The sequence below is a fragment of the Acidovorax sp. SRB_24 genome (assembly GCF_012931925.1).
Genome location: NZ_MWOM01000008.1, coordinates 17,402 through 38,464 on the forward strand (window position 1 = coordinate 17,402; position 21,063 = coordinate 38,464).

Sequence of the window (21,063 nt, forward strand, 5' to 3'; positions counted from 1 at the left end):
CCGATCAGCAGGCGAAACGGCAGCAGCATCAGCACGCCCACGCCGAGCTTGACGGCCAGATCGCCCGCGGCCCAGCTGAGCCACGGCAGATCGGCCACGCCGGCGAAGGCAATGCTCCAGAAGACGGCGGTGTCCAGCACGGCGGCGGCCACCGTGGCAACGAGCGGCGCACGCCACCAGGTGTGGCGCCGCAAGCGGTGGAACACGCCGATGTCGAGCCACTGCGAGAGCAGAAACGCCATTCCCGAGGCCAGCGCGATGCGCACCGGCGCAAGCGCGAGCGACGCCGCGACGGCGACCGCGAAGCCGACCCAGGCGACGCGGCGCGCCATGCGGGGTCCGTGGCGGCGGTTGGCCAGGTCACTGACCAGAAACGCGACCGGGTAGGTGAAGGCGCCCCAGGTGAGCCAGTCGTTCAGCGGGTACTGCACCAGGACGTTGGAGGCCAGTACCACGAGGCCCATGGCCAGCGTGGTGGCGGCAAACTGGGCCGGTGTGGCGCGTGGGAAGCTCATCCGGAATGCCTTGTGCTCTCGGGCACAGCGGGCACGGTCTCTCGGCTGGCGGCGGTCGCCAGCAGCATCTGCCGGGCCAGCGCTTCGGCCATCTTGATGCCGTCCACGCCGGCCGAGAGAATGCCGCCGGCGTAGCCCGCGCCTTCGCCGGCCGGGTACAGCCCGGCGGTGTTCAGGCTCTGGCCGTCGGCGCCGCGCGTGATCTGCAGCGGTGCCGAGGTGCGCGTTTCGACGCCCGTCAGCACCGCGTCGGGCATGTCGAAGCCCCGGATCTTGCGGCCGAAGTGCGGCAGGGCCTCCTGCATGGCGGTGGTGGCGTAGTGCGGCAGGGCGCCGCGCAGGTCGGTGGGGCGCACGCCCGGCCGGTACGAGGGCTCGACGCTGGCAAAGGCGGTCGATGCGCGCCCGGCCAGGAAGTCGCCCACCAGTTGGCCCGGCGCCTCGTAGTTGCTGCCGCCCAGCACATAGGCGCCCGATTCGAGCTGGCGCTGCAGCACGATGCCGGCGAGCGGGTGGAAGCTGCGCCCAGCGGGCGGCGCCGTGTCGGCAAAGTCCTCGCCCAGCGCAGCGGCAAACGCCGCGCTGTCGCTGGGATAGTCGCTCGGGTCGATGCCGACCACGATGCCGGCGTTGGCGTTGCGCTCGTTGCGCGAATACTGGCTCATGCCGTTGGTGACGACGCGGCCCGGCTCGCTCGTGGCGGCCACCACGGTGCCGCCGGGGCACATGCAGAAGCTGTAGACCGCGCGGCCGTTTTGCGCATGGTGCACCAGCTTGTAGTCGGCCGCGCCCAGCAGCGGGTGGCCGGCGTGGCGGCCCCAGCGCGCGCGGTCGATCACGCTTTGCGGGTGCTCGATGCGAAAGCCGATCGAAAACGGCTTGGCCTCCATCCACACGCCGCGCCGGTAGAGCATGCCAAAGGTGTCGCGCGCGCTGTGCCCCAGCGCCATCACGACCTGGTCGGTGCGCAGTTCGGTGGTCTCGCCGGTGGCCAGGTCTTGCACCCGCAGGCCGCGCACGCGGCGCCCGTGCGCGTCTTCTTCGATGTGCACGTCGGTCACGCGCTGGCTGAAACGCACCTCGCCGCCCAGCGCAACGATGCGCGCGCGCAGGTTCTCGACCACCTTGACCAGCTTGAAGGTGCCGATGTGCGGGTGGGCCGCGTAGAGGATTTCCTCGGGCGCGCCGGCCTGCACGAACTCGCGCATGACCTTGCGGCCCAGGTGGCGCGGGTCCTTGATCTGGCTGTAGAGCTTGCCGTCGGAGAACGTGCCGGCGCCGCCTTCGCCAAACTGCACGTTGGACTCGGCGTGCAGCACGCGCTTGCGCCACAGCTCCCAGGTGTCCTTCGTGCGCTCGCGCACCGCCTTGCCGCGTTCGAGCACGACGGGCCTAAAGCCCATTTGCGCCAGCGCCAGCGCGGCGAAGATGCCGCAGGGGCCAAAGCCGACCACCACCGGGCGCACCGGCACATCGGCGCTCGCCTCGTGCGGCGGGTGCCAAGCCATGTCGGGCGTGGGCTGGATGTGCGGGTGGCCAGCGTGCTGCGCCAGCAGGTCCGCTTCCTGTGCGGGCTCGGCCAATGCCACATCGGCGATATAGACGGCCTGCAGGTTGGCCTTGCGCGCATCGAAGCTGCGCTTGAACACGTGCAGGTCGGCGATGGTGCGGTCGTCGGCCAAACCCAGCGCCTGCGCGGCCAGGCGGCGCAGGGCCGCGACGGGGTGCGGTGGCGGGGCGCGGTCGGCGTCCGTTTCGGCGCCAGTGTGGGCCGCGCGCAGGGTTTCGACGGGCAGCGCCGACAGCGGCAGTTTCAGTTCAGACAGGCGGATCATGGGAGTGCGGGCCCGTGGTGATCGGGCAAGGCAATGGAGGGGACGGGGATTTTACCGACCGCGCCCTGGCGCGCCGGGCCCGCCCCCTTGCGCCGTTGCCATGCCCGCCATGGGCCGCCCCTCACCGATACACCAGCACCGGAATCTTGGAGTGCGCCAGCACTTTCTGCGTTTCGCTGCCCAGCAGCAGCGCGCTGACACCCGAGCGGCCATGGGAGGCCATGAAGATCAGGTCGCAGCCGTGGGCGTCGGCCGCCGCAATGATGAGCTCATACGGCTTGTCGCCCACCAGCACCACGCTTTGGCAGGGGGTGCCGGCGTCACGCACCAGCGCTTGCGCTGCAGCGAGGATTTCCTTGGCGGCCTCGTCGAGACGGGTCTGGATTTCCTGGGCCAGGTGGGGGTTGCTGAGCGCACCCAGCCCGGCATAGGCGGACGGCGGATCGGGCTGGGCATAGAACAGCGTGATGCGGGCGCCGCTGTCTTTGGCATAGGACGCGGCCCGCGCGACGCTGCTCAGCGACAGCGCGGAGCCATCGGTGGGAACCAGGATGTGCTTGAACATGGGATGTATCTTTCTACAAATAGCAGTAATCGATTGCGCTGGGTACCATCCGCGGCCTATGAAACTTGCGCAGCACAGGCCAGCGGCCGCCGCGCAAGGGCCGCCCCGCCGCGCTGGCGGCGTCCCCCTTCCGCATCGCGCAGCGATGCCAGAGAAGGGGGAGGGCGCGCAGCGCCACAGGGGGGTGTCGCTCAATGCCCACCGGCGCCGGGCTCGATCGTGCGCGTGGGCTTGGGGGCGATCCAGATGATGGCGGCGGCGATGAAGAACATCACGGCGATGCCGGTCATGACCTGGTTGGTGGACAACATGCCGCTTTGCGACACGATCAGGTAGTCCAGCACCTGGGTAGCGGCCTCGGGTGGCGTGCCGGACTGGGTCAACATGGCGTGCACGCTGCCATCGCGGTCGGCCAGGCCCACCAGTTCGGCGTGGTTGCGCGTGGTCTGGTTGGCCCACACGGTCGTCACCACCGAGGTGGCGAAGGCGCCTGAGAGCGTGCGCAGGAAGTTCATCAGGCCGGCGGCCGAGTCCATCTCGCGCTCCTCCACGCTGCCCAGGGCGATGCCCGTGGTCGGGATGAAGAAGAACGGCAGCGCAAAGCCCATCACGGCCAGCGGGATCGCAATGTCCCAGAACGCCATGTCGCTGTTGGCCACCGTGCGCCACAGCGTCACCAAGCCCATCCAGAGCACACCAAAGAACACCAGCGCCCGCGGGTCGCGCTTGCTCGACGCCACGATGGGCGCGACGATCAGCGCCGTCACGCCCGTCCAGGCGGTGGCCAGGCCCGCGTCGGTGGCGGTGTAGCCCATGAAGCTCTGCAGCCACAGCGGCGTGAGCACACTGACGCCGAAGAAGGCGGCGTAGGCGACGCTGACGGTGATCACGGCGGCGTTGAAGCCGCGGTGGCGGAACACGCGCAGGTCCACCACCGGGTGTTTTTCGTGCAGCTCCCAGATCAGGAAGGCGGCAAAACCCACCACGGCAACGATGCTCAGCGCCACGATCTGGTTGGAGGCGAACCAGTCGAGGTTCTTGCCCTCGTCCAGCACCAGTTGCAGCGCCACCACCCAGACGACCAGCAGGCCCAGCCCGACCTTGTCGAACGGGTTGCGCACGGGGGCATCCTGGTAGTGCTTGAGCAGCTTCCAGGCGCCCAGGCCAAAACCGATGGCAATCGGCGCATTGATCAGGAACACCCAGTTCCAGGTGTAGTCATCGACCAGCCAGCCGCCCAGAATCGGGCCCACCACCGGCGCCACCAGCGTCGTCATCGACCAGATGCCGATGGCGGCCCCGGCCTTGTCCTTGGGGAAGATGCGCAGCATCAGCGTCTGCGACAGTGGCATCAATGGGCCACCGCTCAGACCCTGGAACACGCGCGCCACCACCAGCATGCCGATCGAAGTGGAGAGCCCGCACAGGATGGAGAAGATGCCAAACAGGATCATCGACACCACGAACACGCGCACCGCGCCGAAGCGCGCCGCAAACCAGCCGGTCAGCGGCACGGTGATGGCCTCGCCGACGGCGAACGAGGTGATGACCCAGGTGCCCTGGCTGGCGGCTGCGCCCAAGGCGCCGGCAATGTTGGGCACCGCCACGTTGGCGATGGTCATGTTGAGGACCGCGATGAAGTTGGCGGCAGCCAGCATCAGGGCGGCCACTGCCAGCATCGGGCCTTTCAGGGGCGCCGCACCGTCGTGGGCAAGGGGGACCGGCGCGCCGGGCGCCGTCGTCGCTTGACTCATGGTTGCGGTCCCGCTCAGTTCGCTGCGGTGCGCTGGGCTTCAGCGGCGGCAGTGGCCTGCTTGTCGCCAGTGCGGGTGTCGATTTCCGCGCTCATGGACAAACCGACCTTGAGCGGGTTCGCCTGCAGTTCTGCCGGGTCGAGCTTCACGCGCACGGGCAGGCGCTGCACCACCTTGATCCAGTTGCCCGTGGCGTTCTGCGCCGGAATGGTCGAGAAGGCCGAGCCCGAACCGCCCGAGAAGCCTTCGACCACGCCCTGGTAAGTCACGCCCTGGCCGTAGAGGTCGGCGTGCAGCGTGACGCTCTGGCCCACGCGCACTTTTTCGAGCTGCACTTCCTTGAAGTTGGCGTCCACGTAGATCTCATACACGGGCACCACTGCCATCAGCGGCATGCCGGGCTGCACGCGCTGGCCCAGCTGCACCCTGCGCTGGGCCACCACGCCGTCGAGTGGCGCGCGGATCACGGTGCGCGCCAGATCCACCTTGGCCTGGTCCAGGCGCGCGCGCGCGGCGGCCACTTCGGGGTTGGTGTCCACGCTGCTGTGGCTGATCAGGGCGGCGTTGGCCTCTTTGGCCGCGACGGCCGAGCGCTGGTTGGCCGTGACCTGCGCGGCGGCGGCCTTGGCGGCGGCCAGCTGCGCGGTGGCGGCGTCAAAGCCGTTCTTGGCGCGCGTGAGTTCGTCGCCCGAGACCGAGCCCGACGCCACCAGCGCCTGGCGGCGTTGCAGGTCCACCTTGGCGCGCTCGAAGTCGGCCTGCGCGGCCGCCAGCTGGGCGCTGGCGCGCTGCGCGTCCGCTTCGCGCGCACTGATCTGCGCCGCCAGGTTGGTGTCATTGGCCATGTAGCTTTTGACGCGGCGGGTGGCACGGTCGAGTTCCGCCGTGGCCTGGGCCAACGCCAGCTGGGCGTCGGTGGGGTCGATGACGAGCAGCACATCGCCCTGCCGCACGGCCTGCGTATCGCTGACGTTCACTGCCTGCACGATGCCGGCCACGGACGGCGTGATCTGCGCCACTTCGGCGGCCGCATAGGCGTTGTCGGTGGAGACGAAATGCGAGGCGTGCAGCTTCCAGTAGGCCGCAGAGCCGACGGCGGCCAGCGCCACCACGCCGCCGAGCGCGGCCAGGCGGACATTGCGGCGTTTCTTGAGGGCCACATCAGCGGCTGTGCTTGCGTTGTTTTCAGGCATGGGAATTCCTTGATCGATGAAAGGGGGCATGGGCGTGGGTCAGTGCTGGGAGCTGGCTTGGGCCATCTGGTAGCCGCCGCCCAGGGCCCGTTGCAGGCCGATGTCGAGCGTGAACGACAGCGCGCGCAGGTTGGTCTGGGCGCTCAGGGCGCCCAGCAGGCTGTCTTCGGCCGTCAGCACTTCGAGGTAGGTCGCCAGCCCGCCTTCGTAGCGGTTGCTGGCCACGCGGTGCGCCTCGGTGGCGGCTTCCACGGCCTCCTGCGCCTTGACGAGGCGCTGGCCCAGGGCTTTCTGGCTGACCGCGTTATCGGCCACGTCCTGCAGCGCGCGCGCCACGGTGGCGTTGTACTGGGCCACCGCCTCGGCATAACCGGCATGCGCGCCGCGCAGCTCGCCCTGCAGGCGCCCGCCGCTGAAGATCGGCAGTGAAATCGCCGGGCCCACGCTGGCAATGCCCGAGCCGCCCTTGGTCAGCATGTCCAGGCCCAGCGACTGCACGCCCACCAGGGCCGACAGGTTGACGTTGGGGTAGAACTCGGCCTTCTTCTGGTCGATGCGGCGGGCTTGCGCTTCGGCGCGCAGGCGCGCGGCCACCACGTCGGGGCGGCGCCCCAGCAGGTCGGCCGACAGCTCGGCGGGCAGGCCGAAGGCGCGGTCCAGCTTCAGGGTCGGCGCCGCCATCGACAGGCCCCGGTCCGGGCCGGCGCCCAGCAGCGCGGCCAGGCGGTTGCGCTGCAGTGCGATCTGCTCGTCCAGCGCCAGCAGCTCGCCTTCGGTCACGGCCCGGCGGGCGTCGGCATTGCGCAGGCCGCCGCGCGTTTCCAGGCCGTGGTCAAAGCGCTCCGAAAACAGGCTGGCCGTCTTGCGGCGAATCTCCACCGCCTTGGCGGCGGTGTCGCGGTTCGCATGCAGGCGGCTCAGTTCCGCATAGTTCGCTGCCACGCCGGCGGCCAGCCACAGCCGGGCCTGCGCCAGCTCAGCGCGGCTGGCTTCCCGGTCGGACGTCGCAGCGGCCAGCGCTGCGCGGTTCTTGCCCCAGAAATCGAGTTCCCAGCGCACGTCCACGGTCGCGCGGCCGTAGTCGTTCATGCCCGAAGGCGTCATCGCGCGGGGCGTCAAGTGGTTGGTGCTCAGCTTGTCCCCGGTGAACGAGGCATTGGCGCTGACCTGCGGCTTGAGGGCGGAACCCGTGATTTTCGCCACCGCGTCCGCCCTTTGCAGCCGCGCTGCTGCGGCCGCCAGGTCGGGCGCATCGGCCAGCGCCTCGGCGATGAGCGCATTGAGCTGGCTGTCGCCATAAGCCGTCCACCACTGGTCGGCCGGCCATGGGGCGGCCGGCGCCTGCAGGGAGGCGGTCGACTCGAACGCATCGGAGGGCTTGGGCTGGGGTCTTGCGCCCAGATCGGGAAGCTGGGCGCATCCCGCGAGGAACAGGGCCGCGCCCAAGGCTGAGAGGGGCAAGGTCAGCCGATGCAAGGCTGGCGAGGGCAGCGTGCTGCGTCGAAGCATCAAGACTCCATTGTTGAACTGATCAGTTCAGTTTAGCTTTGTCTTTCCCGCCGATCAAGCTAGACTGAACCCGTTGGTTCAAAAATAAAGGGGTTGACGTGCGCGCTAAAAGCGAGACAAGACGCCAGGCCATTCTGGAGGCTGCCGCCGAGGTTTTTCAGGAAACGGGGTTCGAGAGGACCACGATGTCGGCCATCTGCGATCACCTGGGCTACTCCAAGGCCACGCTGTACAACTACTTCGCGTCAAAGGAAGAGTTGTTCTCGGCCGTGGTGTTCGACGCCACCGAGGCGGAGTTCCAGGCCAGCCTCGAAGCGCTCGACGCCACGGTCGAGGACATGACCGAGGCACTGGAAAAATTCGGCCGCGGGCTGCTCACGCTGCTGTATTCACCGCAGGTGCAGGCCATGCGTCGCCTGATCGTCGCCGAGGCCGGGCGCTCGGAACTGGGGAAGAAATGCTACGAACTCGGCCCCGTGCGCAACGAGGCGGTCGTTTCGGCCTACCTGCAGCAGGCGATGGACGCAGATAAGCTGCGGCCCGCCGATGCGCGGATCGCGGCCCTGCACCTGCGCGGCCTGCTGGAAGCGGAATGGCTGGACCGCTTTCTGTTCCAGACCCTTGAGCCGCTCTCTGCCGAAGAAATGAACGCCACAGTGGAGCGTGCGATCGCTGCGTTCATGGCGGCCTATGGGCCGGTACACGGCTGAGGCACCGCGCCCCACCGCCCGCCAACGCACGCGCACCGGGGCAGCGCAGAAACGCTGCAGCGGTGCGGACTCTCCGCTGGACCCGCCACAAAAAAGCCCTGCGGGGCGCATGGCATGGCAGGGCGAACAGGGGCCAATTTGCTCCTGAATTAAGAGCTGCAAGCGCTTGCTGCACAAGAGCCAGAGGCTGTTTTGGCTTCAACCCGGCAGAAAGCCTTCGACCGACAGGTAGCGTTCGCCCGTGTCGTAGTTGAAACCCAGCACGCGGCTGCCGGCCGGCAGTTCGGGGAGCTTCTGCGCAATGGCGGCCAGCGTGGCGCCCGACGAGATGCCGACCAGCATGCCTTCCTCGCGCGCACAGCGGCGGGCGTATTCGCGCGCCGGCTCGGCATCGACTTGGATCACGCCGTCGAGCACGCTGGTGTCGAGGTTCTTCGGGATGAAGCCGGCACCGATGCCCTGGATCGGGTGGGGCGCGGGCTGGCCGCCCGAGATCACGGGCGAGGCCGTCGGCTCGACCGCGAACACCTGGAGCTGCGGAAACTTCGCCTTGAGCACGCGCGCCACGCCCGTGATGTGGCCGCCCGTGCCCACGCCGGTGATGAGGGCGTCGAAGCCGTCGGGGAAGTCGGCCAGGATCTCCTGCGCCGTGGCGCGCACATGCACCTCGATGTTGGCCGGGTTCTCGAACTGCTGCGGCACCCAGGCGCCGGGCGTCTGCGCGCGCAGCTCCTCGGCGCGGGCGATGGCGCCCTTCATGCCTTTCTCGCGCGGCGTCAGGTCAAACTGCGCGCCATAGGCCAGCATCAGGCGGCGCCGCTCGATGCTCATGCTGTCGGGCATGACCAGGACCAGCTTGTAGCCCTTGACGGCCGCGACCAGCGCCAGGCCGATGCCGGTGTTGCCCGAGGTGGGCTCGATGATGGTGCCGCCGGGCTGCAGCGCGCCGGATTTTTCCGCGTCCTCGACCATGGACAGCGCAATGCGGTCTTTGATGGAGCCGCCCGGGTTGCTGCGCTCGGACTTGACCCAGACGTTGGCACCGGCGCCGAACAGGCGGTTGATGCGCACGTGCGGGGTGTTGCCGATGGTTTGCAGGATGTTGTCAGCTTTCATGGGGACTCCTGAAAAAAAAGGGGGGTGCTGCGCATTCTGGCCCAGTCGATCTGCCGCAATCCCATATGAATATGCCGCCATGCGGTGATAATCGCATCCGTGAAGCGCGCCAGACCGCCGCTGGTGCAATCTGGGAAACCAGGCACTGGAGGAACGTCCGGACTGCACAGGACAGCGTAGCAGCTAACGGCTGCCCACCGTGAGGTGAGGATCAGAGCAACAGAGACGAGCCGATTGAGTTCGGGTGAAACGGGCAATCTCTACGCGCAGCAATACCAAGTAGGCCAGCGTTGATGTGGTTCCGCAGAGCTGGCGGGTAGGTAGCACCGAGCCGTGGTGGCGACACCCGGCCCAGAGTAATGGCGGTCACGCCCGGGCAACCGGGTGCACAGAATCCGGCTTATCGGCGCGCTTCACACTTTTTCAGGGCGGCTGGCATTCACGCAAGCCGTCCACCCCGCACTCAAAACTTCTCCCACGCCTGCAGATAGCGCCACTGCCCCTCGGGCACCTTGGCCAGCGGCACGCGGCCGATGCGGATGCGCTTGAGGGCCACCACGCGCAGGCCCACGGCCTCGCACATGGCCGGCACCTGGCCGGGGCGTATTCCCTTGAGCGCAAAGCGCAGGCGCGTTTCGTTCTGCCAGCTCACCTTGATCGGCGGCAGCGGCCGGCCGTTGAAGCTCAGCCCGTGGCACAGGCGCTTGAGGCCGTGGTCGGCGATCTGGCCGGCCACTTCGACGATGCACTCCTGCTCCAGCGTCTCGATGTCTTCGGCCAGCTTGCGCGCGATGCGCGGGTCCTGCGTGAAGACGACGAGCCCGCTGGCCTCGGTGGGCAGCGGCGTGAAGCATTCGAGCTGCTTGAAATGGCGCAGCAGCACGCGGGTCTCGGCCGCGTCGCCGGCCATGTGCGAGGCCGCGCTCAAGAGCGTGAGCGCGGCGCGCGCGCCCTGGCTGCGGCTGCCGTGCGCGGCCGCTCCCGCGGCCATGCCCAGCCCGGCCTCGAAGCCTGGCGGCTTGTGCAGCAGCAGGGTGACGGGCACGAGGTCGAACAGGCTCGCGCCCGGCGCCAGCACCACGCTCTGGTGCGGCGCCACGCGCGCGCCGGGCACTTCGATGGTCTTGCCGTCCACCGTGACCCAGCCGCCTTCGATGTACTGCTCGGCCGTGCTGCGCGAGAGGCCGTGCTCGGCCGCCAGGCGCTTGGCCAGGCGCACGGTGTCGTTGCGGGCTTCAGTCATTGCCGGGCCCCAGGGCGCGGATGCGCTCGACGTGGGCGATCAGCGAGCGCTGCGCGACCGGCCACATGCGCGGCGGCACATCGGCGTAGGCATGCGCGACCCAGTCCTCCACGCTGCCGTCCGGCAGGGCCTGCATGGCGGCGATGACCTTGGCCTCGCGCGCCAGGCGGTGGGCCTTCAGGTGCGCTATTGAGCCCCGCGCGTCGCCCAGCACATAGCCGTGCGCGGGCAGGATGAATTCGGCACCGTGCTCGGCGCACAAGGCGTCCAGCCGATCGAGCGAATCGAGGTAGTCGGCCATGTTGCCGTCGGGCGGGTCGATGACGGTGGTGCTGCCGTTCAGGACATGGTCGCCCGAAAACAGCAGGCCGTCTTCGCGCAGCAGCAGGCACAGGTGGTTGGCCGCGTGGCCGGGCGTGTGCACGACTTGCAGCGTATGCATGATTTTGCCCTCTAGGCCTTGTCCCGTCAGCGTGAGAAGCTCATTGTTTTGTAGCGCACGCTCGGGCGTGAACTGGCTTGCGGCGCGCGCCGTGGGCTGCGACGGCAGGCCCAGGATGCGCGGCGCGGCGCGGCCCGCCTGCACGCACAGCGCCTGCAGCGGCGCGGCGCCCGGCGAGTGGTCGGGGTGCGAGTGCGTGCAGACGATCATGCGGATGTCGCCCCCCGCCGCGCGCCAGAGTGTGTCGAGGTGCCCCGGGTCGGCCGGGCCGGGGTCGATGGCGATGTAGCCCGTGGCCGGGTCGCCGACCAGGTAGCTGTTGGTGCCGGGGCCGGTCATCACGCCGGGGTTGGGCGCGGTCAGGCGCTGCACGTTCTTGAGCAGCGGCACCGGGCGCTCGGTCTGCCAGTCGAGCGGGTGCACCATCTGCCCGTCGGGGCAGACCAGCGCCAGCTCGCCAAACGGCGGCTCGTGCTCCATGTAGCGCGCTTCCTTGCCGGCCAGCAGGCCGGCGCGCGGGCAGCTGGTCCACAGCGGCTGTTCGTGGGCGACGGCCGCGAGCACGGCGTCGGCGCGGGCGAACTGCGCCAGGCGTTCGAGCGTGCGGATGGTCGGGTAGATCATGAAGAAGCTGCCGGCCGCGTGGCGCTCGAGCGCGTCCTGCGGGCGCACCCAGACGGGCTCGAACTGTTCGGCCTCGTCGGCCACCGGCGTCTGGCCGGCGGGCATGCGCGCAACCAGGAAGGGCACGTCAAAGCGCCGTGCCAGGTCGCGGTCGGCCGTCCAGTGCGCGAGCAGGTAGACGCTGTCGGCCGCCAGCTGCAGGCCGCGCGCCTGGCACTGCGCGGCAAACGGCGCGTGGCGGTCGAGGGCGGCGATGTCGTCGGCACCGGCCGTGCGGCCGTCGGCATGGCGCGCCAGCAGCACGCCCAGCTCTTCGAAGCTCTCGCGGATGGCGGCCATGGCCTGCGTCAGGTGCGCATCGCTTTGGGTCGGGCGGCGGGCGGCGGCGGCGTGCGTGGCCGGGTCGGCGTCGAGCGCGTCGATGCCGCCGCCCGGAAACACATAGGCGCCCGGGGCGAAGCTGGCCGTGGCCGAGCGCCGCGTCATCAGCACTTCGAGGGCGCCGTCGCCGGGGGCGTCGCGCAGCAGCAGCACGGTGGCTGCGGCCAGGGTGGGCACCGGTTCGCGGTGCGGGTGGAGTTGTTGGTTCAGGCGGGGCATCGCCGCATTATCCGCAGGCGCCTGCCGGCACGGTCGCCGTGGGCGACGGAACTATCAAAAAAAGAGCTGCCAGCGCTTGATGGACAACGGCTGGAGGCCAAAAACACCCAAAATCCTCCTCCGCCCCCTTGGCGCGGCGCAACCGGGCGGTTCAGCGGCCGGCCGGCACCGGCGCGCGGCTGTGCGCCGCCCGAGCGCTGCGGCGGTCGAGCCGGCCGTTGCAGTGCGTGAGCGCCAGCGCCACCAGCACCACCACGGCGCCGATCCAGGGCGTGTGCCGGAGGCCCAGGTGCGCCACGATCAGGCCGCCGGCCCAGGCCGCGCCGGCAATGCCGAGGTTGAAGGCGGCGATGTTCAGGCCCGAGGCCACGTCCACCGCCTGCGGCGCAAAGCGCTCGGCCTGCTTGACCACATAGACCTGCAGGCCGGGCACATTGCCGAACGCCACCGCGCCCCACAGCAGCACGGTCGCCAAGGCCAGCCAGGGATAGGGCGCCGTGAACTGCAGCAGCAGCAACACGGCGGCCAGCAGCGCAAAAATGGTTTTGAGTGCCGCAATCGGGCCCCTGCGGTCGGCCAGCCGGCCGCCCCAAATATTGCCCACGGCCACCGACACGCCGTACACCAGCATCACCCAGCCCACGGCGCCGGCGCTGAAGCCCGACACCTCGGTGAGCAGCGGCGCGAGGAAGGTGAACGGAATGAACGTGCCGCCGTAGCCGATCGCCGTCTTGGCGAAGACCAGCAGCAGGCGCGGCTCGGCCAGCACCCGGGCCTGCTGCAGCAGCGAGGCGGGCGCGCGGTGGGCGACGTGGCGCGGCACGAAGACGGCGCTGCCGATGAAGGCGAGCACGCCGAGCAGGGAGACGGCCAGGAAGGTCTCGCGCCAGCCGAAATGCTGGCCGATGAAGGTGCCCAGCGGCACGCCGGTGACCAGCGCCACGGTGAGGCCCGTGAACATGATTGCAATGGCGCTGGCGGCCTTCTCGCGCGGCACGAGGCCCGTGGCGATGGTCGAGCCGATCGAGAAGAACACGCCGTGCGCGAGGCCCGTGAGGATGCGCGCCGCGACCAGCGATCCGTAGCCGGGCGCCTGCCAGGCCAGCAGGTTGCCGGCGGTGAACAGCGCCATCAGGCCCAGCAGCAGCGCCTTGCGCGGCAGTTTGCCGGTGAGGGCGGTGAGCACCGGCGCGCCGACGGCGACGCCGAGCGCATACAGGCTGACCAGCAGGCCGGCCGAGGGCAGGCCGATGGCCAGGTCCGCCGCCACGGTGGGCAGCAGGCCGACGATCACGAACTCGGTCGTGCCGATGGCGAAGGCGCTGAGCGTCAGCGCGAGCAAGGCAATGGGCATGGAAACACTCCTCGATTTGAAGGGGCGAGTGTGGGTGTCCATGCCTTGCAGAAAAAGACGGTTACGCTCCATTGATTCTTGATTTGGAAGCAACAATCAAAAAGGGGCCCGCGCCATGAAGACCACGCTCGAGGAACTGCAGGCCTTTGCCGCCGTGGTGGACGGCGGCTCCATTACCGCCGCCGCCGAGCAGCTCGGGCAGACCGTTTCGGGCATCAGCCGCGCGCTCGGCCGGCTCGAGAAAAAGCTCGACACCACCTTGCTGCGCCGCACCACGCGCCGCATCGAATTGACCGAGGAGGGCCAGGCGTTTCTGCAGCGCACGCGCGCCATCCTCGCGGCCATCGACGACGCCGAGGAGCACATGGCCGCGCGCCGCCAGCAGCCCGCCGGCCGGTTGCGCGTGAACGCCGCCACGCCCTTCATGCTGCACGCCGTCGTGCCGCTGGTGCCCGCGTTCCGCCGCGCCTACCCGCAGATCGCGCTCGAGCTCGACACCGACGAACTCAACATCGACCTGCTGGCGCGCCGCACCGACGTGGCCATCCGCATCGGCGCGCTGCAGGACTCGACGCTGCACGCGCGGGCGCTGTGCACCAGCCGCATCCGCGTGCTCGCCAGCCCGGCCTACCTGGCCGCGCAGGGCCGACCCAAATGCGTGGCCGACCTGGCGCAGCACCAACTGCTGGGCTTCACCCAGCCCAGCGCGCTCAACCGCTGGCCGCTGCGCGGCGCGCATGGCGACGAGTGGCCGGTGCTGCCGACCATCACGGCGTCGAGCGGCGAAACCCTGCGCCAGCTGGCGTTGCAGGGCGCGGGGATCGCCTGCCTGTCGGACTTCATGACCACCGCCGACCGCGCGCGCGGCGACCTGGTGCAGGTGCTGGCCAGGGACACGGTCGACGTGCGCCAGCCGATCAGCGCCGTGTACTACCGCAACACGCAGCTGGCGGCGCGCATCGCGTGCTTCCTCGACTTTCTGGCGCAGCGCCTGGGGGCCGAGGGGCTTTGAGCGTCAGCCCTTGCCGCTGCGGGAGGTCATCGCCACCACCAGGGCACTGACGAGGAACAGGGCCTGCAGTTCCAGTGCCCAGCCGCCCGTCGAGCCCAGCGACAGAAGCTGGCCGGTGTGCACCAGCAGCACCGCCACCACCATGTTGATGGCGACCACCAGCGCCGCCGGCACCACCCACACGCCAACCAGCAGCAGCAGCGGTGCCACGACCTCGCCCAGGTACACGGCGTAGGCCAGGTAGGGCGGCAGCCCGGCTTTCGCCACCATGGTCTCGATGCCGCCGATGCCGCCCCGGACCTTGGCCCAGCCGTGCAGCAGCATCAGCAGGGCCAGGGTGGTGCGCAGCAGCACCACGCCTGCGCGAGGGTGGTGGAAGAGGGTCGCGAGTGTCATAAAGCAAAGTCCTGGCAGTGAAAAACCATGAAATCCCCGGCACGTGCGTGCAGAGGGGGTGAAAACCGGGCGCAGTGGCGGCCCGTGCGCCGCGCGCGATCAGCCGCGCTGCGGAATCGCCAGGCCCCGGGCCACGGCCGGTCGCGCGACGAAGGCGGCGAGCACGCGATGAACCTCGGGATATTCGGCGATGCCCACCAGGTCGCCCGCTTCGTAAAAGCCGACCAGGTTGCGCACCCACGGGAAGATGGCGATGTCGGCGATGCTGTAGGCGTCGCCCATGACCCAGGCGCGGCCCGCGAGGCGCCGGTTCAGCACGCCCAGCAGGCGCTTGGATTCGGCCACGTAGCGGTCCCGCGGACGCTTGTCCTCGTAGTCCTTGCCGGCAAACCTGTGGAAGAAGCCGAGCTGGCCAAACATCGGCCCCACGCCGCCCATCTGCCACATCAGCCACTGGATGGTTTCGTAGCGCGCGGCCGCGTCCTGCGCGATCAGCTGGCCGGTCTTGTCGGCCAGGTAGAGCAGGATGGCACCCGACTCGAACAGCGCCAGCGGCCGGCCACCCGGGCCGTTCGGGTCGAGGATGGCGGGGATCTTGTTGTTCGGGTTGAGCGACAGGAAAGCCGGCGACATCTGGTCGTGGGTCTCGAAACTCACCAGGTGGGGCTCGTAGGGCAGGCCCATTTCTTCGAGCGCAATCGACACCTTCACGCCGTTGGGCGTGGGCAGCGAATACAGCTGAAGGCGCTCGGGGTGCTGCGCGGGCCATTGGCGGGTGATGGGAAAGGCAGAGAGATCGGTCATGGACATCCTAGAAAGGGGGCGATGGCGAGGCGGTGGGACCAGCCCGGGCCGCCGCAGAACTGCCAACCCACGAACGATAATCGGATCCATGCAAATCCGCTTCACCAAGATGCAGGGCGCGGGCAACGACTTCGTCGTGCTCGACGAGACGCAGGGCCGCCTGGGCCTGGCGCCCGCCCAGTACCGCTTTCTGGCCGACCGCCACTTTGGCGTGGGCGCCGACCAGATCCTCAGCGTGCGGCCCTCGCCCGTCGCGGGCATCGACTTCGAATACGCGATCCACAACGCCGACGGCGGCGAGGTCGAGCAGTGCGGCAATGGCGCGCGCTGCTTTGCGCGCTTCGTGCGCGACAAGGGGCTGACCGCCAAGGACACCATCCGTGTGCAGACGCTCGCCGGCGTGATCGCGCCGCAGCTCACGCCCGACGGCCGCGTGACGGTGGACATGGGCCAACCCCGGTTCGACCCGGCACAGCTGCCCTTCGACACCCACGGGCTGCAGCCTGTGGCGCAAGGTTTGGCGCAAAAATGGCCTCTGGCCCTTGCTGGACAAGCGCAGTCAGCTCCTGTTTTAATAGTGGCCGTGTCCATGGGCAACCCGCATGCGGTGCAGCTGGTGGCGGACGTGGACAGCGCCCCCGTGCTGCAGACCGGCCCGCTGATCGAAAGCCACGCGCGCTTTGCGCAGCGCGTGAACGCGGGCTACCTGCAGATCGTCGACCGCGGCCATGTGCGCCTGCGCGTCTACGAGCGCGGCGTGGGCGAGACGCTGGCCTGCGGCACCGGCGCCTGCGCGGCGGTGGCGGCGGGCATGCGCCTGGGGCTGCTCGATGCGTGCGTGCAGGTCGACACGCGCGGCGGGCGCCTGACCATCGCCTGGGCGGGCTCCGACTCCGACCCGGTCTACATGACCGGCCCGGCCACCACGGTTTTTGAAGGCCAGATCGATATTCCCGACACACCATGAACAGTTCCCAGCTCCCCCCGATCACTGAAGAAGACATCGTCGAGTTCCTGGCCCACACGCCGGGATTTTTTGAGCGCCACGCCGAGGTGCTGGCCAGCGTGCAGTTCACCAGCCCGCACAGCCACCGCGCCGTGAGCCTCCAGGAGCGCCAGGCCGAGATGCTGCGCGAGAAGATCAAGGTGCTCGAGCAGCGGGTCATGGAGATGGTGCGCAACAGCAACGAGAACGCCGCCATCGCCCAGAAGGTCCACGAGTGGAGCTGCGCGCTGCAGCGCGTGACCGCGCCCGCCGACCTGCCCGACGCGGTGGTGCAGGGCATGCTCCAGCAGTTCGATGTGCCGCAGGCGGCGATCCGCGTCTGGGACGTCGCCGCCCCCTATGCCCATGCCGCATTCGCCCAGGGCGTGGGCGGCGATGTGCGCGCCTTTGCCACTTCGCTGACCATGCCGTTCTGTGGCCCCAACCTGGGCTTCGAGCCGGCAGGGTGGCTGCCGGGCGGCGGACTCGCGCATGCCGACGGCAGCGGCGCGCAGTCGCTGGCCCTGCTGCCGCTGCGCAAGGGCCCGGCCAACAGCGCGACGCCGGCCTTTGGCCTGCTGGTGCTGGCGTCGCACGACCCGCAGCGCTTTGACGCCACCATGGGCACCGACTTCCTCTCGCGCATGGCCGAGCTGGCCAGCGCGGCCCTGGCACGCCTGCGCTGAAAGCACGCCGGGCCGCCCACGCCGAGCCACCGTCCATGGCTGCCGCGCTGCCCCCGGACCGCACCGCGGCCCCCGATCCCGCGGTGCTGCGCTACCTGGAACATGCGCGCGTCGAAAAGCGCCTGGCCGCGCGCACGCTCACGCTCTATGCACTGGACCTGGACAAGCTCGCGCAGGCCGCCGCGCAGGCGGGCGTGCCGCTGCTGCAACTGCAAAACGCGCACATCCGCCGCTTCGTCGCGCAGATGCACAGCAGCGGGCGCAGCGGGCGCGGCATTGCGCTCATCCTCTCGGGCTGGCGCGGCTTCTTCGGCTGGGCCGGTCACCAGGGCCTGGTGGCAAGCAACCCGGTACAGGGCGTGCGCGCGCCGCGCGCGCCCCAGCCGCTGCCCAAGGCGCTCGCGGTGGACGATGCCGTGCGCCTGGCCGAGTTTGCGCAGCCGCAGGCCGATCCGTGGCTGGAGGCGCGCGACGCCGCCCTGGTCGAGCTGCTCTATGGCTGTGGCCTGCGCGTGGGAGAACTCGCCGGGCTGGATGCCGTGCCCGGCCCCGACACCCAGCGCCTGGGCCGGGGCTGGATCGACCTGCAGGCGGGCGAAGCCCATGTGCTGGGCAAGGGCAGCAAGCGCCGCAGCCTGCCCGTGGGCGCGGCGGCGCTGCAGGCGCTGCAGGCCTGGCTGGCGCTGCGCGCCACGCCTTTCGCGCCGGGCACGCTCGATGCAGCGCTGTTCGTGGGCCGGCGCGGTGCGCGCCTGACCGCGCAGTCGATCTGGCTGCGCCTGCGCCAGCGCAGCCAGCAGGCGGGCCTGACCACGCCGGTGCACCCGCACATGCTGCGCCACTCGTTCGCCAGCCACCTGCTGCAATCGAGCGGCGACCTGCGCGCGGTGCAGGAGCTGCTGGGCCACGCCAGCATCACCACCACGCAGGTCTATACGCGGCTCGATTTCCAGCACCTGGCGCAGGTGTACGACGCCGCCCACCCGCGCGCCGGCCGGGTCAAGCCGGCCGATCCGTCTTAAAAATTCTCCCAGTCGTCGGCGCCTGCGGCCACCACGGCGCGGGCGGCCGCGGGCCGGGGTGCGGGCATGGCGGCGCGCGGCTGGGCCGCGCCGGAGGGCCGGTGGGTGTCGGCGCTGCGCGGCACGCTCGTGCCGGGGTTCGTCAGCGCCGCGCGCGGCGCTGGCGCTGGCGTGGGCAAGGGCGCGGTGCGCGCCGTGCTGCGGGGGGCCGGCGCGCCGGCGTGCGCGGCAAGCTTGAAGGTCGACACCGTGTCCACCAGGTCGCGCGCCTGGAGGTTGAGGCTGGCGGCGGCCGCCGCCATCTCTTCGACCAGGGCGGCATTCTGCTGGGTCACCTGGTCCATCTGCGTGACGGCTTCGCTGACCTGCTGCACGCCCTCGCTTTGCTCAGAGCTGGCGGCGCTGATCTCGCCCACGATGTCGGTCACGCGCCGGATGGCGGTGACCACCTCGGCCATGGTCTGGCCGGCCCGGTCGACCTGGGCCGTGCCCAGTTCCACGCGGTCCACGCTGGTGCCGATCAGGCCCTTGATCTCGCGGGCCGCCTCTGCCGAGCGCCCGGCCAGGCTGCGCACCTCGGCGGCCACGACGGCAAAGCCACGCCCCTGCTCGCCGGCGCGCGCCGCCTCGACGGCGGCGTTGAGCGCGAGGATGTTGGTCTGGAAGGCAATGCCGTCGATGACGCCAATGATGTCAGAGATGCGGTTCGAGCTGTCGTTGATGTCCTTCATGGTGCGCACCACGTCGGCCACCGCCTCACCGCCTTGCGTGGCCACGGTCGATGCATTCATGGCCAATTGGTTGGCCTGGCGCGCGTTGTCGGCGTTTTGCCGCACGGTGGAGTTGAGTTCCTCCATGGACGCTGCCGTTTGCTCCAGGGCGCTGGCCTGCTGCTCGGTGCGGGCCGACAGGTCGCGGTTGCCCTGGGCGATCTGCGCGCTGGCCGCAGCCACGCTCTCCGAGCCCTCGCGCACACTGCCGACGACCCGCACCAAACCGGCCTGCATGTCCTTGAGCGCGTGCAGCAGCTGCGCGGTTTCGTTGTTGCCCGAGGCGTGGATGGAACGACTCAGGTCGCCCGCCGCAACGGCCCGGGACAGGTCCACGGCCTCGCGCAGCGGCTCGGTGATGGAGCGGACGATCCACTGCGCCATCAGCACGGCAGCGACCAGCGCAAACCCCAGGGTGGCCCAGATGGTGATGCGCAGGCTGCTGACTGCGTCAGCGGCTTCCTGGATCGAGGCGTCCATCAGCGTCTGCTGGTATTTCACCGACCCATCGAGCGCATCGGCATAGGCCGTGCGCAAGGCCGGCATGCCATGGAGCCGCACCGTGCGCGCTTCGTCCCTGTTGCCTGCCGCCACCAGGTCGATGAAGCGGTTTTGCGCTTGGCTGTACACGTTGCGGGCCTGGAGGATCCTGTCGAAGGCCGCCTTCCCTTGCGCCGACCGGATTTGCGGCTGCAGCCGGTCCAGTATCTGGCTGCTTTCCTGGCGCTTGGCGCCAATCAGGGCGTGCTGCTTCTGGAGATCGGCCGGGTTGTCGATCAGCAGCAGATGGCTCAGCGCGTCTTCGACGGCCGCGAGGTTTTCCTTGACCGCTTGGAGTTCCATGACTTTGGGGTAGCGGTCGTGCGCCACCAGGCCAAAGGCATCGCTCATGCTTCCGACCCGCAAGAGCGCAGAGCCGCCCAGCTGCACGAGCAGCACAGCCATCAGGCCAAAACCAAGAACCAAACGCACAGAAATTCTGATGTCACTCAAGCGCATGCCAAGTCTCCGGTGTATGGGCTGAACGATCGCGGCTGCCAGTCCGTCAAGGGCAGTAGCAACATATTGCACAAATATGCATTTGGTTTCATTGGCTTGGGCCCTGTGATGAACGGGCAGGGTTGCCCCGCACGCTTCTGACGGTGCATGGGTTCGCCGCTAAACTCCCTCGCTTGTCGGGCTCCCCGCACCCTCAGACCGTGCCTGCGGCACTTCGCATTCCAAGGCTTCTCCATGTCCCTCATCCCCACCACCATCCTCACCGGCTTCCTGGGCTCGGGCAAGACCACGCTGCTCAAGCGCCTGCTCAGCGAAGCGCATGGCCAGAAGATCGCCGTGATCGAGAACGAGTTTGGCGAGGAAAACATCGACAATGACATCCTGGTCACCGAATCGAAAGAGCAGATCGTGCAGATGAGCAACGGCTGCATCTGCTGCACGATCCGCGAGGACCTGCGCGAGACGCTGCAGCTGCTCGCGGCGAAGCGCCGCAAGGGCCTGCTCGATTTCGACCGCGTGGTCATCGAGACCACGGGCCTGGCCGACCCCGGCCCCGTGGCGCAGACCTTCTTCATGGACGAGGAGATCGCCGAGTCCTATTTGCTCGACTCCATCATCACGCTGGTCGACGCCGTGCATGCGCCCCGGCAGCTCAACGACCGCCAGGAGGCGCGCCGCCAAGTGGGCTTTGCCGACCAGATCTTCCTGTCCAAGACCGACCTGGTGGGCGCCGGCGAGACCGACGCGCTGGTCCACCGCCTGAAGCACATGAACCCGCGCGCGCCCATCAAGGCCGTGCATTTCGGCGAGGTGCCGCTGGCCGAGGTACTGGACCTGCGCGGCTTCAACCTGAACGCCAAGCTCGACATCGACCCCGATTTCCTCAAGGAGGACGCGGCGGCGCACGGCCATGACCACGACGACCATGA

19 protein-coding genes and 1 other RNA gene are annotated in these 21,063 nt (G+C 69.4%); 7 read left to right on the forward strand and 13 right to left on the reverse strand.

All coding sequences use genetic code 11. The features are described 5' to 3' along the window. The 6 genes from B2J89_RS04280 to B2J89_RS04305 all read right to left on the reverse strand — a co-directional run. On the reverse strand, nt 1–515 hold a 515-nt coding region (locus tag B2J89_RS04280; RefSeq protein WP_169167993.1), incomplete at its 3' end, for a VUT family protein. After that, nucleotides 512–2,350: an NAD(P)/FAD-dependent oxidoreductase gene (locus B2J89_RS04285; RefSeq protein WP_169167994.1), complete on the reverse strand. Its 1,839-nt coding sequence runs from the start codon at nt 2,348–2,350 to the stop codon at nt 512–514. The genes B2J89_RS04285 and B2J89_RS04280, both read right to left, overlap by 4 nt. A gap of 121 nt (nt 2,351–2,471) precedes the next feature. Beyond that, nucleotides 2,472–2,915 carry a universal stress protein gene (locus B2J89_RS04290; RefSeq protein WP_169167995.1) on the reverse strand — a complete coding sequence of 148 codons (444 nt, stop codon included), beginning with the start codon at nt 2,913–2,915 and terminating at the stop codon, nt 2,472–2,474. 191 nt (nt 2,916–3,106) lie between these two features. Further along, nucleotides 3,107–4,669 carry a DHA2 family efflux MFS transporter permease subunit gene (locus B2J89_RS04295; protein ID WP_318294287.1) on the reverse strand — a complete coding sequence of 521 codons (1,563 nt, stop codon included), beginning with the start codon at nt 4,667–4,669 and terminating at the stop codon, nt 3,107–3,109. 14 nt (nt 4,670–4,683) lie between these two features. Beyond that, nucleotides 4,684–5,862 carry an HlyD family secretion protein gene (locus B2J89_RS04300; protein WP_169167996.1) on the reverse strand — a complete coding sequence of 393 codons (1,179 nt, stop codon included), beginning with the start codon at nt 5,860–5,862 and terminating at the stop codon, nt 4,684–4,686. 39 nt (nt 5,863–5,901) lie between these two features. Next, nucleotides 5,902–7,371: an efflux transporter outer membrane subunit gene (locus B2J89_RS04305; protein WP_169167997.1), complete on the reverse strand. Its 1,470-nt coding sequence runs from the start codon at nt 7,369–7,371 to the stop codon at nt 5,902–5,904. Between the two features lie 98 nt (nt 7,372–7,469). Between B2J89_RS04305 and B2J89_RS04310 the strand changes: the two genes are divergently transcribed. Beyond that, nucleotides 7,470–8,081 (forward strand): TetR/AcrR family transcriptional regulator, encoded by a 612-nt coding sequence (locus B2J89_RS04310; RefSeq protein WP_169167998.1) that lies wholly within the window; start codon nt 7,470–7,472, stop codon nt 8,079–8,081. Between the two features lie 198 nt (nt 8,082–8,279). Here the strand turns inward: B2J89_RS04310 and cysK are convergent, their stop codons facing one another. Beyond that, the gene (cysK, locus tag B2J89_RS04315; RefSeq protein ID WP_169167999.1) at nt 8,280–9,197 is read right to left on the reverse strand and encodes a cysteine synthase A; all 918 of its coding nucleotides are present in this window, start codon (nt 9,195–9,197) and stop codon (nt 8,280–8,282) included. Nucleotides 9,198–9,298: 101 nt separating this feature from the next. On the opposite strand from cysK, the gene rnpB reads away from it, so the two are divergent. Beyond that, nucleotides 9,299–9,616: RNase P RNA component class A (gene rnpB, locus B2J89_RS04320), an RNA gene on the forward strand. Between the two features lie 44 nt (nt 9,617–9,660). On the opposite strand, the gene B2J89_RS04325 is transcribed toward rnpB, so the two are convergent. The 3 genes from B2J89_RS04325 to B2J89_RS04335 all read right to left on the reverse strand — a co-directional run bounded on the left by B2J89_RS04325 (nt 9,661) and on the right by B2J89_RS04335 (nt 13,460). Beyond that, nucleotides 9,661–10,440, reverse strand: a complete 780-nt coding sequence (locus B2J89_RS04325) for an rRNA pseudouridine synthase (protein ID WP_169168000.1) — start codon at nt 10,438–10,440, stop codon at nt 9,661–9,663. Next, nucleotides 10,433–12,106 carry an MBL fold metallo-hydrolase gene (locus tag B2J89_RS04330; RefSeq protein ID WP_169168001.1) on the reverse strand — a complete coding sequence of 558 codons (1,674 nt, stop codon included), beginning with the start codon at nt 12,104–12,106 and terminating at the stop codon, nt 10,433–10,435. The genes B2J89_RS04325 and B2J89_RS04330 overlap by 8 nt, the downstream gene beginning before the upstream one ends. Before the next feature lie 151 nt (nt 12,107–12,257). Further along, nucleotides 12,258–13,460 carry an MFS transporter gene (locus tag B2J89_RS04335; RefSeq protein WP_169168002.1) on the reverse strand — a complete coding sequence of 401 codons (1,203 nt, stop codon included), beginning with the start codon at nt 13,458–13,460 and terminating at the stop codon, nt 12,258–12,260. A 115-nt stretch (nt 13,461–13,575) separates the two neighbouring features. Between B2J89_RS04335 and B2J89_RS04340 the strand changes: the two genes are divergently transcribed. After that, the gene (locus B2J89_RS04340; protein WP_169168003.1) at nt 13,576–14,472 is read left to right on the forward strand and encodes a LysR substrate-binding domain-containing protein; all 897 of its coding nucleotides are present in this window, start codon (nt 13,576–13,578) and stop codon (nt 14,470–14,472) included. Between the two features lie 3 nt (nt 14,473–14,475). On the opposite strand, the gene B2J89_RS04345 is transcribed toward B2J89_RS04340, so the two are convergent. Together B2J89_RS04345 and B2J89_RS04350 are read right to left on the reverse strand one after the other, a co-directional pair. Beyond that, complete coding sequence (locus B2J89_RS04345; protein WP_169168004.1) at nt 14,476–14,868, reverse strand: DoxX family protein; 393 nt, start codon at nt 14,866–14,868, stop codon at nt 14,476–14,478. Between the two features lie 99 nt (nt 14,869–14,967). After that, a complete protein-coding gene (locus tag B2J89_RS04350) occupies nt 14,968–15,672 on the reverse strand; it encodes a glutathione S-transferase N-terminal domain-containing protein (protein WP_169168005.1) in 705 nt (234 codons plus the stop codon). Nucleotides 15,673–15,760: 88 nt separating this feature from the next. Here B2J89_RS04350 and dapF point away from each other — a divergent pair, with 88 nt between their 5' ends. The 3 genes from dapF to B2J89_RS04365 are packed head-to-tail and all read left to right on the forward strand — an operon-like array spanning nt 15,761 to nt 18,365. Then, on the forward strand, nt 15,761–16,639 hold the full coding sequence (dapF, locus tag B2J89_RS04355; protein ID WP_169168006.1) for a diaminopimelate epimerase: 879 nt from the start codon (nt 15,761–15,763) through the stop codon (nt 16,637–16,639). After that, nucleotides 16,636–17,343 carry a DUF484 family protein gene (locus B2J89_RS04360; protein WP_169168007.1) on the forward strand — a complete coding sequence of 236 codons (708 nt, stop codon included), beginning with the start codon at nt 16,636–16,638 and terminating at the stop codon, nt 17,341–17,343. Before dapF ends, B2J89_RS04360 begins: the two co-directional genes overlap by 4 nt. A 35-nt stretch (nt 17,344–17,378) precedes the next feature. Further along, nucleotides 17,379–18,365, forward strand: a complete 987-nt coding sequence (locus B2J89_RS04365; protein ID WP_169168008.1) for a tyrosine recombinase XerC — start codon at nt 17,379–17,381, stop codon at nt 18,363–18,365. Here the strand turns inward: B2J89_RS04365 and B2J89_RS23120 are convergent. Continuing rightward, nucleotides 18,362–20,134 carry a methyl-accepting chemotaxis protein gene (locus B2J89_RS23120; protein WP_169168009.1) on the reverse strand — a complete coding sequence of 591 codons (1,773 nt, stop codon included), beginning with the start codon at nt 20,132–20,134 and terminating at the stop codon, nt 18,362–18,364. The genes B2J89_RS04365 and B2J89_RS23120 overlap by 4 nt on opposite strands. A gap of 234 nt (nt 20,135–20,368) precedes the next feature. On the opposite strand from B2J89_RS23120, the gene B2J89_RS22680 reads away from it, so the two are divergent. After that, the coding region (locus tag B2J89_RS22680; protein WP_240964728.1) for a GTP-binding protein at nt 20,369–21,063 on the forward strand (695 nt) is incomplete at its 3' end.